The 13,370-nt window shown below is 71.8% G+C and carries 6 protein-coding genes; 3 read left to right on the forward strand and 3 right to left on the reverse strand.

Features of this window, described 5'->3' with window-relative positions:
* Positions 1–227 precede the first annotated feature (227 nt).
* On the forward strand, positions 228–2,069 hold the full coding sequence (locus ASG51_RS18720; protein WP_056382415.1) for a cation:proton antiporter: 1,842 nt from the start codon (positions 228–230) through the stop codon (positions 2,067–2,069).
* 18 nt (positions 2,070–2,087) lie between these two features.
* Here the strand turns inward: ASG51_RS18720 and ASG51_RS18725 are convergent, their stop codons facing one another.
* Complete coding sequence (locus ASG51_RS18725; protein ID WP_244480195.1) at positions 2,088–2,630, reverse strand: hypothetical protein; 543 nt, start codon at positions 2,628–2,630, stop codon at positions 2,088–2,090.
* A 239-nt stretch (positions 2,631–2,869) separates the two neighbouring features.
* Here ASG51_RS18725 and ASG51_RS18730 point away from each other — a divergent pair, with 239 nt between their 5' ends.
* A complete protein-coding gene (locus ASG51_RS18730) occupies positions 2,870–4,045 on the forward strand; it encodes a VWA domain-containing protein (RefSeq protein ID WP_056382417.1) in 1,176 nt (391 codons plus the stop codon).
* A 74-nt stretch (positions 4,046–4,119) separates the two neighbouring features.
* Here the strand turns inward: ASG51_RS18730 and ASG51_RS18735 are convergent, their stop codons facing one another.
* Together ASG51_RS18735 and ASG51_RS18740 are read right to left on the reverse strand one after the other, a co-directional pair.
* The gene (locus tag ASG51_RS18735) at positions 4,120–4,440 is read right to left on the reverse strand and encodes a 2Fe-2S iron-sulfur cluster-binding protein (protein WP_055954982.1); all 321 of its coding nucleotides are present in this window, start codon (positions 4,438–4,440) and stop codon (positions 4,120–4,122) included.
* A gap of 181 nt (positions 4,441–4,621) precedes the next feature.
* Positions 4,622–4,972 carry an Hpt domain-containing protein gene (locus tag ASG51_RS18740; RefSeq protein WP_082514118.1) on the reverse strand — a complete coding sequence of 117 codons (351 nt, stop codon included), beginning with the start codon at positions 4,970–4,972 and terminating at the stop codon, positions 4,622–4,624.
* A 279-nt stretch (positions 4,973–5,251) separates the two neighbouring features.
* Between ASG51_RS18740 and ASG51_RS18745 the strand changes: the two genes are divergently transcribed.
* Entirely contained in the window at positions 5,252–13,312 is an 8,061-nt protein-coding gene (locus tag ASG51_RS18745) for a hypothetical protein (RefSeq protein WP_056382421.1), read from the forward strand.
* The last annotated feature ends 58 nt before the right edge of the window (positions 13,313–13,370 follow it).

Below are 13,370 nucleotides of genomic sequence, written 5' to 3' on the forward strand. Positions count from 1 at the left end.
AACCGTCCGTTAAGGCTTTGCCTTATGCGCATATTGTGCCGTTTTTGCGCCGCATCAGCGGTGCTGACCAGCACGGTCTCCCCATCCGAATGGTCGCAGCCGACCATTTTGTTGTTTCCGCGTGTGTGCGCTGTTGCGCCGGGATGGCCCCGGTGCCCATGGTCATGGACGGACTGGGCCGGGGCGCGCCCGTCCATTGCTCCGGCCGCTGGAGACATCCCCGACTGATGACGGACGTGCACGCCGGCTCCTACAAGGAAGCGATCCTATTCCTCGTCACCGCGGGCGTGGTGGTGCCGTTGTTCCATCGGCTGCGCATCAGTCCGGTGCTGGGCTTCATCGGGGCGGGCGCACTCCTCGGTCCCTTCGGTCTCGGACGCTTCGCCGAGACGCACCACTGGGTCTCGACCTTCACCATCGCCAACCGGGCGGAGATCGCGCACCTCGCCGAGTTCGGCGTGATCTTCCTCATGTTCATGATCGGCGTCGAGCTCTCGTGGGAGCGTCTGCGAACGCTCCGCCGCCTCGTCTTCGGCCTCGGCTCCATCCAGGTCCTTGCCTCCTCGGTCGTGATCGGCCTGATCCTCCTGTCCCTGTCAGTGCCGCTCGCCGCCGCGATCATCGTCGGACTGGCCCTCGCTCTGTCCTCGACCGCGATCGTGCTGCCGGTCCTGGCGGACCAGAAGCGACTGAATACCCCGGCGGGCCGCGCAAGCTTCGCGGTCTTGCTGTTCCAGGACCTCGCGGTGGCCCCGGTCCTGTTTGCCATCGCGGTGCTCGGCAGGAACGACGGCTCGGATGTGGGGGGCGCCCTCGCCCTCGCTCTCGGTCAGGCGGCTGTCGCCATCGTGGTAATCGTCGTGGTGGGACGCGTGGCGCTGCGGCCGCTGTTCCAACTGGTGGCCCGAACGCGCTCGCCCGAGCTGTTCATGGCGGCCTGCCTCCTGGTCATCATCGGCACCGCCGTGACGGCTGCCGCCGCCGGGCTCTCGATGACCCTCGGCGCCTTCGTGGCCGGGCTGTTGCTGGCGGAGACCGAGTATCGCCGCGCGATCGAGGCGACGATCGACCCGTTCAAGGGCCTGCTGCTGGGGGTATTCTTCGTCTCCGTGGGCATGAATCTCGATCCAGCCCACCTCATGTCGGCCCCGGGCGCGGTGCTGGGGCTCGCCCTGGCCCTGATCCTCATCAAGGGCGCCATCATCGTCATCGCCGCGCGTTTCCTGAAGCTGTCCCGGGCAGTGGCCGTCGAAGCAGCCCTTCTGCTGGGTCCCGGCGGCGAGTTCGCCTTCGTGCTGATCGGTGGCGCCTTGGCGGGCGGGCTCGTGCCCGAGGAGGTCGGGCAGGCCGCCCTGGTCGTGACCACGGTGACCATGATCGCGATCCCGGCCCTCGCAGTGCTGGCACGACGCCTCGGCAAGCGGCTCTCGACCGCGCAGCTCGGCCGGGCGCGGGCCGAGCCGGTGCCGGATCGTCAGCAGAACCGGGTCATCATCGCGGGATACGGCCGCGTCGGGCGGCTCGTTGGCGAGATGCTGGTCCGACACAAGATCCCATATCTCGCCCTCGACGCGGATGCGGCCCGAGTCTCGGAACATCGGCGTCTGGGTAATCCGGTCTACTTTGGGGATTCGGCCAATCCCGAGCTGCTGCGCCGCTGCGACATCGCCAATGCCCGGGCCCTCGTCGTTACCCTGGACAATCCCAGGGCCGTCGAGGCGGTGGTGGAAGCAGCCCGGGCCGAGCGGCGCGACATCACCATCGTGGCGCGGGCGCGCGATGCCCGACACGCCACCGCGCTCTACGAGATGGGCGTCGATGATGCGGTTCCCGAAACCATCGAGGCATCGCTCCAGCTCTCTGAAGCCGTCCTCGTCGATGTCGGCGTGCCGATGGGGCTCGTGATCGCTTCGATCCACGAACGACGCGACGAGTATCGGGCGATGCTGAAGCGGAAGGAGACCGAGGTCCGGCCGGCCTTTCGGGCTCGCCGCACCGTCGGCAAGGTCGTGGAAGTCCGGGACGCGACGCCTGCGGACGAGGCCAAACCGGTCAGCAAGACCGCCTGAGGAACGAACCCGAGCGCTTCAGAGCAGCCGGCCCTGGCCACGGGGGGGCATCACGGGCACGGACAGGGAGTTCGAAGCGGATGGTTTGGATGGACCGGGGACCGTGCCGCTCCGCCCGGCCTTGAGCCCCGGTGGCGGCTTCGGAGATGCCGGCTTGAGGGCATCGGGCGGCTTCGGCGTTCGGGCCTTGCCCCGACGGACGGACGAATGGGCTGCCGGATCCATGCCGGGCGCGTAGCTGCAGCGATAGACGATCTCGTCCGGCGGACCGAGGCCGGTGTCGAGCGGGATCGTCACCGTATCTTCGTTGAAGCGCCATTTGCGCGTGCCCTTGTCCCAGTAAAGCCAGATCGTCGTCGGATGCCCCTGGATCGAGAAGATCGCCGCCTTCTTGGAGACCGCCCGGATGGTGCGCGGCTCGTACATTCCCTTGGCCCGGTAGGCGTCCGCGAAGGAGGCGGGTTGCCGGTCGATGAAGGTGTTGCGCACCACCTGAATCGTCGCGCCCGGCTCCGAAAGGAACCGCTTGAAATCGCTCAACGAGCGCAACGCGAGCGCCATGTCGGTCACTCCCAACTCAACCCGAAGACCATGCGCCCTGACGACTTGCCCTGACTTGCACGAGACCGTGGGGCCAAGATGTTCGATTCAGATGACAAGTCCTGTTCGCTGGAATAACGTCCGCTTGGCACTATCAACAGAAATCCTGGGTTATACCCAGCTTAACGTATGTGACTCGGCCAGGCGTCGGGCGCGGGTCGGGTCTTGACCACGACACCGGCTTCCCGCGTTGTCACCCCATGCTGCTCCAGTTCTTCACCGCCTTGCGCGACGCCAAGGTCCCCGTCACGCTGCGGGAGTTCCTGACGCTCCTGGGTGCGCTCGACCGGGACCTCGCCGAGAAGCGGATCGAGGAGTTCTACCTCCTGGCCCGTACGACCCTGGTGAAGGACGAGCGCAACCTCGACCGTTTCGACCGCGTGTTCGGCACCGTGTTCAAGGGCATCGAGACCCTGGGCGCGGCATCCGAACCGACGCCGATCCCCAAGGAATGGCTGCGCAAGCTCGCCGAGAAGTACCTCACCGATGCGGAGAAGGCGGAACTGCAGGCGCTCGGCTGGGACAATCTGTTCGAGACCCTGAAACAGCGCCTCGCCGAACAGCGCGAGCGCCACCAGGGCGGCAACAAGTGGATCGGCACCGGCGGCACCTCGCCGTTCGGGGCCTACGGCTACAATCCGGAGGGCATCCGGATCGGCCAGGACGGCAACCGCAACTTCCGCGCCGTGAAGGTCTGGGACAAGCGAGAATTCCGGGACCTGGACGACACGGTCGAGCTCGGCGCCCGCAACATGCGGGTCGCTCTGCGACGCCTGCGCCGCTTCGCCCGCAGCGGCGCGGCGGACGAACTCGACCTCGACGGAACGATCCGCGAGACCGCCGCCAAGGGCTATCTCGACGTGAGGCTCCGGCCGGAGCGGCGCAATGCCGTGAAGGTCTTACTGTTCCTCGACGTGGGCGGCTCGATGGACTTCCACGTGGCTTTGGCCGAGGAGTTGTTCTCCGCTGCCCGCTCGGAGTTCAAGCACTTCGAGCACTTCTACTTCCACAACTGCCCCTACGAGCGCGTCTGGCGCGAGAACCGGCGCCGGCACGACGAGACACTGCCACTCCTCGACGTGCTGCGGACCTATCCGCCGGACTATCGCGTGGTGTTCGTCGGCGACGCCTCCATGAGCCCGTACGAGATCGCCATGGCGGGCGGATCGGTGGAGCACTGGAACGAGGAACCCGGCGAGGTCTGGCTGAACCGCATCCTCGAGCGGTTTCCGAAGACGGTCTGGCTGAACCCCGTTCCGGCGGAACACTGGGCCTACACCCAGTCGATCGGGATGATCCGCCGGCTGATGGGAGAGCGCATGTTCCCACTCAACCTCGAAGGCATCGATGCGGCGATGCGGACTTTGGTCCGGTAAGTTACTCTACCGCCATCGGAAATCCGGCGCCGGGCTCGGGCGGCCTTGCGCGCTGGCGGGCTCCGAGCGCCCCTTCAGCCCTGACGCGCCGGCGTCGTGACGCTGAGCCCGTCCAGCTCCGGGGTGATGCGGATCTGGCAGCACAGCCGCGAGGTCGCGCGCACGTCGGAGGCGAAATCGAGCATGTCCTGCTCCATCGCCTCGGCGGGACCCACGACCTCGGCCCAGGCCGCATCGACGTAGACGTGGCAGGTGGCGCAGGCACAGGCGCCGCCGCATTCCGCATCGATCCCCGGTACGTTGTTGCGGATCGCCGCTTCCATCACGGTCGATCCCACGTCGCCCTCCACGGTCCTGGCCGTTCCGGCGTGGTCGACGTAGGTGATCTTGGGCATCGGGGGCTCCGGGCTCGGACAACGCGTAGTACGGCCGGTTGTGCGGCGCAGAGCCTGCCTTGAAGGGGCAGGCCTCCGAATGCAAGCGCGCTCGCCGACCGGGCGATGTTTCCTGCGCTTACGCCGCAGCGGCCGCGCCGTTCCATCGACGATCCGCGACGCGACGTCCGGGCTCGGTATTTCAGAGGGGTCGCGTCGAGGTCGCGAGGGTTTCGGCGATTGCGGCGGCGAGCGTTTCGGCGGGGACGTCCGTCCCACCGGCGCGCAGCGCGTCCTCGATCGCCCCCGAGATCCGGGCGACGCGGACCGCGCCGATCCCGAGAGCCGAGCCCTTCAGGGTATGGGCGAGGTCGGCCCGCTCGGCCGGCTCCCGGTCCGGATCGACGATTCCCGGCAGGAGGCGGTGGCACTGGGCCGCGAAGAGCCCGAGGAGCTCCGCGGCCAGCGCGGCGTCGCCGAAGGTCTGGCGCGACAGGTGGTCGGCATCGAGGAGCACCGCCGCCGACGGGTCTGGGAAATCCGGTTCTCGCACTGCATCCTCGCGCGCCTGCGGCGGCGGCCATCCTGGCTATCCACAGCTGAGCCCCGCCGTCGTTCGCTTCCGTCTACGCGTTGAGGCATCATGCAGAAAGACGACGGCGCGGTACCGGCCCTCGGCTTGGTAACCATTCCGTTAAGGTTTTTTGGGCGCTGCGGCCGGCTCGGGTATCCGAGCCCTGTGCCGAAGTCTAAAGTTCCTTGGTAAATTGGTAAAAGTAACCTTGATCGACGGGCGCGGCCGCCGATCGGGATACGCGTAACGAGGCGTTGAATGGCCACGGAAAAGAAGCTCAAGGACCCGGCCGAGGCGGCTCTGTCGGCGATCGAGCAGGCTCTCAACCTCGACGCTTTCGCTCAGGGCGACGAGGCATCCCGGGTGGAACCCCGCCTGCCGGATGTCGGCGACGGCGATCCCTTGCGCGATCCCAGCGGTCGCCTCGCGCCGCCCCGCCTCGACCTCGACCAGCCCCTCGCCTCGGACCTGCCGCCGCCGGACCGCAACCGGCCGCGCCGCGAAGGCGGCCTCCTGCCGCCCGACCGTTCCATGGTGGCCAACGACGATCGCCAGAACATCGGCATCCTGCAGCAGACCCTGCGCGTGCGCCCCTCGCGCACCCCCTACCTCATCGCCGCCGCGGCGGGCGCCCTCTGGATCGCCGGCCTCCTCGCCCTGGCCTGGGTGCAGTCCTCCGGCGACCTGCGCGGCTTCTTCCAGGGCCTGACCGCGCTCCAGGGCGCCGTGGCGGCGACCGCCCTCGTGGGCCCCGTGGTGCTGTTCGCCATCATGGGGATGCTCGCCGTGCGCGCCCAGGAGATGCGCCTCGTCGCCCGCGCCGTGGGCGAGGTGGCGATCCGTCTGGCCGAGCCCGAGAACTTCTCCACCGACGCGGTGCTCACCATGTCGCAGACCGTCCGGCGCGAGGTCGCGGCGGTCGGCGACGGCGTCGAGCGTGCCCTGGCCCGGGCGGGCGAGCTCGAGACCCTGGTGCGCGGCGAGATCGCGACCCTGGAGCGGGCCTATTCCGACAACGAGATCCGCATCCGCTCCCTCGTCGAGGAGCTCGTCGCCCAGCGCGAGTCGATCATCGCCAATGCCGAGCGCGTGCGCGGGGCCATCACGGGCACCCACCAGAGCCTGACGGCGGAGCTCGACGGCGCCGCCGAGCGCATCGTCTCCGCGGTGAACGGCGCCGGCGACCGGGTCACCAGCGCCCTCGATGCCCGCGGCGAGGCCATCACCTCGGCCCTCGGCGACCGCGGCGACGCGATCACCGCCGCCCTCGGCGAGGCCGGCGACCGGGTGGTCGAGCTGGTCTCCGGCCGCGGCGACGACCTCGTGCAGCGCCTCGCCTCCACCAGCGAGGGGGTGCGCGGCAGCCTCGCGGAGGTCGGCAGCGCCCTCACCCTGTCCCTGGAGACCCGGGCCGACGAGGTCACCCGGGCCTTCGAGCGCACCGGCGGCATCCTCACCACCACCCTGGCGGAGAATGCCGGGCAGGTGGCGCGGACCCTGGCCCAGACCGGTTCCGAGGTCATCGAGGCCCTGAACCGCCAGGGCGGCGAAGTCCGCCAGACCTTCGAACTGTCCGCGCGCGGCCTCGAAGAGGCCTTCCTGGCCCGCGGCTCCGAGCTGACGGCCCAGTTCTCCTCCACGGGCGGCGAGATCACCGCGCGCTTCGCCGAGACGGGCGATGCCCTGCGCGCCCACTTCGCCGAGACCGGCGCCGCCCTCACCCACGACATCTCCGTGCGCGGCGATGCCCTGCGCAGCGAGATCGAGACCGCCGGCACCGGCGTGTCCGCCCTCATCGAGGCCCGGGCCCGCGAGGCCCAGACGGGTCTGGCCGCCGCCGCCGGCAGCATCATCGAGACCTTCACGGCCCGCGCCGACGGCGTGCGGGAGGACCTCGTCCGCTCCGTCGACGGCATCGCCTCCGGCCTCGACACCCAGGGCGGCGCCCTGGCCGATCGCATCGAGACCGCCGCGGCCCGCCTGCACGAGACCATCACGGTCCACGGCTCGGAAGTCTCGAACCTGTTCGAGACCCGCGGCCGCGACACTCAGGCCGGCCTGGCGCTGGCCGCCAGCGCGATCATCGAGAGCTTCGGCGCCCGCGCGGACGCCCTCCGGGAGACCCTGATCGGCTCGGTGGAGGACGCGACGACCCGCCTCGACGAGCGCGGCGGCACCCTGGCCGAGCGCATCGAGGCCGCAGCCACCCGCCTGCGGGAGACGATCGACGTGCATGGCGGTTCGGTCTCCGAGCGCATCGACGCGTCGGGCCGCGAGGCCCAGGCCGCCCTGGCCCTTGCCGCCAGCGCCATCGTGGAGACCTTCGGCAACCGGGCCGGCGGCGTGCGCGACGACCTCCTCCGCTCGGTGGAAGGCCTCGCCAACGGTCTGGACCAGCACGGCGCGGCCCTGGCCGAGCGCATCGAGACGGTGGCGAACCAGCTGCATCGGACCGTCACGGTCGAGGGCGCGACCCTGGAATCCACCCTTGGGGCGACCGGCGATCGCGTCGGCGAACTCGTGCGCCTGCGGACGCAGGAAGCCACGCAGACGCTCGAGGGCGCCCTGTCGGCCCTCGGCTACACCTTCGAGACCCGGGCCCTGGAGGCGGTGGACAGCCTGCGCGCCACGGCCGCGACCCTCGAATCCGAGATCGGCAACCGGACGTCCGAGGCCGCCGACACCTTCCGCCGCAGCGCGGAGGAGACCACCGTGGCCCTCGGCGCCAGCACCACCGAGGCCGCGCAGTCCCTGCGCCGCGCCTCCGCCAGCGCCACCGGCGAGCTGGAGGCCCGCACCGTCGAGGCGGTGCAGATCTTCGAGACCCGGCTGGCCGCCACGTCAGCCGATCTCGCGGCCCGGACCGCCGAGGCGGCCGAGCTCCTGCGCAACGCCGCCGACGGCCTCGGCGGCACGGTGGGCAGCAGGGCCAGCGCCTCCATCGAGGCCCTGCGCAGCACCCTGGATGCCGTCAACGACGAGCTGGCCCGGCGCGCCGAGGAGGCCGCCGGCACCATCGCCCGCGCGGCCGACGGCCTCGGCGGCGATCTCATCGCCCGCATCCGCGACGTCGAGACGGTCTTCGACAACCACGGCCGGACCCTGGGCAACCTCATCGCCTCCCAGGCGCAGGACGCCCAGACCCAGCTCGCCAATACCGGGCGCGACATCGTGCTGGCCGTCACCGCGCAGGGCGCGCGGGTGAACGACGCCCTCAACCAGACCGGCGCCAGCTTCGCCGACACCACCGAGACCCGCGTCCAGGCGATCGACCGCGTGCTCAACGACCGCCTCGCGACCCTCCAGGAGACCATCGCCCGCGGCGACATCCTGGCCGAGCGCATCGCCCGCGACACCGCCGCCCTCACGGAATCCGTGTCCGGTCGCCTTGAGGAGATGGACCGCGTCATCACGGTGCAGGGCAAGGTGGTGGCCGACAGCATCGCCGCCCGCACCCGGGAGGCCCAGGAGACCGTCGAGAGCCAGCTCGGCGCCCTCGAGGAGCGCTCCGCCCGTCGTTCGACCGAGATCGGCGAGACCTTCGCCAACCTGGTCGCCCAGATCGACGGCCATCTCGGCGGCCGAGCCACCGCCCTGAACGAAGCCCTGATCGTGCGGACCGCCGAGATGGCCCGCGTCATGGCCGAGGGCGGCCGCGACCTGGTCCAGGCCCTCGACACGCGGGCGGACACCATGGCCCTCGACATCGCCCAGCGCGGCGCCAGCCTCGGCGACGTCCTCGGCGAGCGCTCGGCGGACATCGCCCGCCGCCTCGACGAGCAGACCCTGGAGCTGTCCCGCCGCCTCGACGAGGGCGCCGGCCGCTTCGATGCCGGCGTGCTCGGTCGCCTGGAAGCGATCGGCACCGCCCTCGAGGAGCGCAGCCGCCTCATCGAGGAGTCGTTCGGAGCCCAGGCCTTCGAGGCGATCCGCCTGATCGAGAGCCGCACCCGCGCGGTGGACGAGGATCTGGCGACCCGCACCCGCGAGCTCGTCGACATGATCGTCGAGCGCACCGGGAGCGCCAACCAGGCCCTCGACACCCAGGCCGTGGCCATTCGCGAGGCGTTCTCGCAGCGCGCCGACGAGCTCGTCCGCCTCATCGATGCCCGCACCGCCGCGATGGGCACCGAGCTCGACGAGAAGGGGCGCGCCGTGTTCGGCGCCCTCGGCGGCCGCATCACCGAGCTCGCCCGGCTGTTCGACCTCGGCAGCAATTCCCTCGGCGCGGTGCTGGAGCAGCGCGGCGAGACGATCCTCGCTCGCCTGCGCGACATGGTCACGGAGGCCGATCGCCAGCTCAGCGAGGGCGAGGGCCGCCTCGGCACCACCCTCGACCGCCGGACCTCCGACATCAGCTCGCTCCTCGACGAGGGCGTGCGCACGGTCCACCAGCTGCTCGACGACCGCACGGGGGAGATCCGCGCGCTGCTCGACAACCACGCCAGCTCCCTGGGCTCCAACTTCAGCGACCGCATCGCGCCGCTGCACGACACGCTCGACCAGCGCGGCCGGGCGTTCGTGGACACCATCGCGGCCAGCCTCGGCAGTGCCGCCGAGGCGGTCGAGGCGCGGACGCAGGCCCTGGCCACCCTCTTCGAGGAGCGCATCGAGCACCTCGACGAGGTGGTCGACCGTCGCGGCGGCAGCCTCGCGGACTCGGTCGAGGCCAGGACCCGCGCCCTCGCGGAGACCTTCGACCAGCGCATCGGTGTGCTCGACGAGCTCGTGGACACCCGCGGCAGGCGCCTCACCGAGACGCTGGGGGCCCAGGCCCAGAGCCTGGTCGAGCAGTTCGACCAGCGCCTCGGAAGCCTGGATGACGTGGTCGAGCGCCGGAGCGGCGAGATGGCCCAGGCCGTGGACGAGCGCACCCGCGCGCTCGCCAACCTGTTCGACCATCGCATCAACATCCTGGGCCAGCTCGTCGACCATCGCGGCGCACAGCTGACCGAGACCCTCGAGGGCCGGACCGAGGCCCTGACGGCCCTCCTCGACCAGCGCATCGGCGCCCTCGACGCGATCGTCGACGGCCGCGGCAACCACCTGACCCAGTCGCTCGACGCCCGGGCCCAGGGCCTGCGCGGCCTGTTCGACGAAGTCCTGAGTGCCCTCGACGGCCTGATCGACGGCCGCGCCGAGGCCCTGACCGACCGGGTCGAGACCCAGACGCGCGGCCTCACCACTCTGTTCGACGAGCGGCTCGGCGCCCTCGACCGCCTCGTCGACCACCGCACCGGCACCCTGTCCGACGAAGTCGATGCCCGCGCCCAGGCACTGGTCTCGCTCATCGACACGCGGGTCGGTGCCCTCGACCAGGTGGTGGATGAACGGGCGGGCGCCCTGCGCCAGCAGGCCGAGGCCATGGCGCAGGCCCTGGTCTCCCTCTTCGAGGAGCGCGCCACCGGCCTCGCCGCACAGGCGGACGACCGGACCCGCGCCCTCGTGGCGATCTTCGACGAGCGCCTGGGGGCCCTGGAGGGCCTGGTGGACGGGCGGGCCGGCACCCTGGCCGACCGCGTCGAGGAGCGGACCCGCACCCTCGCCTCGGTGTTCGACACCCAGCTCCGGACCCTCGACGAGACGGTCGAGCACCGGGCCGACAGCCTCTCCCGCCAGACCGAGGAGCGCGGCCTCGCGCTCGCGGCGATCTTCGACGAGCGCCTGCGTGCCCTCGAGAGCCTGGTGGATGGACGCGCCGGCGCCCTGGCCGACCGCGTCGCGGAGCGGACCCACACCCTCGCTTCGGTCTTCGACAGCCAGCTCCGGACCCTCGACGAGACCGTGGATCACCGCGCCAACGTCCTGGCCCAGCAGGCTGAGGACCGCGGCAGCGCCCTCGCGGCGATGTTCGACGAGCGGCTCACGGCCCTCGGCGGCCTCGTGGAGGCCAGCGCGGCGGAGTTCGCCCGCACCATCGACACGCAGGGCCAGGCCCTGACGGAGGCGGTGGACAGCCGGTCGGAGGCCTTCACGAGCCGCATCGACACCCGGATGAAGGTGTTCGCCACCCTCGTCGCCTCGCGCGGCGACGCCCTGGCCACGGCCTTCGACGACCGCCAGGACGCCTACGCGTCCCTGGTCGACCAGCGCACCGCGGCGATGCTGGCGGCCTTCGACGCGCGGGTCGACCGCCACGCGGCCCTCGCCGAGGCGCACAGCCAGGCCCTGGCCGCGGCCCTCGACCAGCGCAACGAGGCCGTGGCGGCCCTGCTCGACACCGGCACCGGCGCCATGACCGAGGCGTTCGACCGTCGCTCGACGGCCCTGGCCGGACTCATGGAGGCCCGTGGCCAGGCCCTCGCCCGCCGGCTGGCGGAGAGCGCCGAGACCATCACCCGCGCCATCGAGACGGGGGGCGGTGCCCTGGTCGAGACCCTCGACGGACGCGGGAACGCGGTGGTCGCCCAGCTGACGGACCAGTCCGAGCGCCTGCGCGAGATCGTGGACGGACCGGCGGCCCAGCTCGTGGAAGCCCTGGCGCTGCGCGGCGACGCCATCGAGCGCGCCCTGCAGGAGAGCGGCGCGCCGCTGGTCGCCGCCATCCGCGAGCGCACCGATGCCCTGGCCGCCCAGTCCCGCGCCTCCGCCGAGACGCTGCTCTCGGCCATCGACGGCGGTGCGACCCGGGCCATCGCTTCCCTGAACGACGCCAACGCCCAGATGCGCGGCGAACTCGCAGCCATCCTCGAGCGGATCGACGGGGCCAACGACGCCCTGCGCGAGCTCCTGGCGGGGACCGGCCAGAACCTCGGCCATATCGAGGCGGGCCTCTCGCACCGGATCGCCGACATCCGCGACGGCCTGGCGGCCGTGGCCAGCGAGACGGATCGGGCCAGCGCGGGCGTGTCCGAGCAGGTCCACCTTCTCCGGAACGTGGCCGAGGGCGCCCTGCGGGACGCCGCCGAGCTGGCGGCCTCCCTCGACGAGCGCGGCCGTGCCCTCGACGAGATCGGCCGCACCCATGCGGGGACCCTGCGGCAGGCCGTCGGCCACCTCGAAGGCGCCGCCGGGCAGCTGCAGGGCGCGGCCGGCCAGATCCAGGGCGCCGAGAGCCGCCTCGCGGACCGTCTGGGCGAGCGCGAGGCCGCCATCGCCAGCGTGCTGTCGCGGATCGAGGAGCGCTCCGGCACCCTCGACGCGCAGACCGCGCGCTTCGACGCGATGATCGGCGAGACCCTGCGCGCCGCCGAGGAGCGGGCGCGGGCCCTGGGCACCAGCCTGTCCGAGACCGCCGCGGGCGCCGGGACCGCCGTCGCCGCGGCGTTCGAGGGCCTGCGCGCCAGCGCCGACAGCGAGAGCGGACGCACTGCCGAGGCCGTGCGCACCGCGATCGAGGCGGCGTCGCAGCAGATGATGGGCGTCCTCGAAACCGCCTCCGGCCGCTTCGGGGACTCCGTCTCCGGCCTGCGCGAGATGGCGGCCGAGATCCGGCGCGAGCTCGATGCCACCCGGGCCGACCTCCAGCGCGGGGTGCTGGAAATCCCGCGCGAGACGCAGGACGCCACCGGCGAGATGCGCCGAGTGGTCTCCGAGCAGCTCAAGGCCCTGACCGAGCTTTCCGGCCTGGTCCAGAGCGCGGGCCGCGCGGTGGACGCGGCGGTTCCGCAGGTGTCGGAGCCGAAGCGCCCCGCCGCCCCGCCGCCGGCCCCCGCTCCCGCCGCGACCGCTCCGGCGAAGGCCGCCCCGGCCAAGCCGGCTGCGGCCCCGGCCAAGCCGGTCGCGGCAACGGCGACGAAGGCCGCGGCTCCGGCGGGCCGCCCCGGCACGTCGATGAACCTCGTCTCCGCCCCCGCGGCGGGACGGACCGGCCCGGCGTCCCGCGCCGAGGCCCGGCCGGGCGAAGGCCGCGGCTGGCTCTCCGACCTGCTGACGCGGGCCTCCCTCGACGAGGATGCGGACCCGGCGCCGGACGCGCCGGCTGCGGCCACGACGCAGCAGGCGGAAGCCCAGAAGAACGCCGCCGAGCGCGGGCGCACCGCCCTCGAGACGATCTCCAGCGACATCGCCAAGATGATCGACCACCAGACGGCGGTGGAGCTGTGGGAGCGCTATCGCCGGGGCGAGCCGAACCTGTTCGACCGGCGGATCTACACGGCGCAGGGCCGGCAGACCTTCGAGGAGGTGCGCCGCCGCTACGCCGCGGACGCCGATTTCCAGCGCACGGTCGACCGCTACGTGGGCGAGTTCGAGCGCCTGCTCGGCGACGTCTCGAAGAACGACCGCGACTCCTCGCGGGCGGATGCCTACCTCACCTCGGAGACCGGCAAGGTCTACACCATGCTGGCCCATGCCAGCGGCCGCTTCGACGGGGCGTAGGGCCCCGCACGCCCCGGACCGGACGAACGGACCCCCGCCCTCCCCCCGGAGGGCGGGG

This window comes from Methylobacterium sp. Leaf465, assembly GCF_001424705.1.
In the GTDB taxonomy this organism is placed as follows: Bacteria; Pseudomonadota; Alphaproteobacteria; order Rhizobiales; family Beijerinckiaceae; genus Methylobacterium.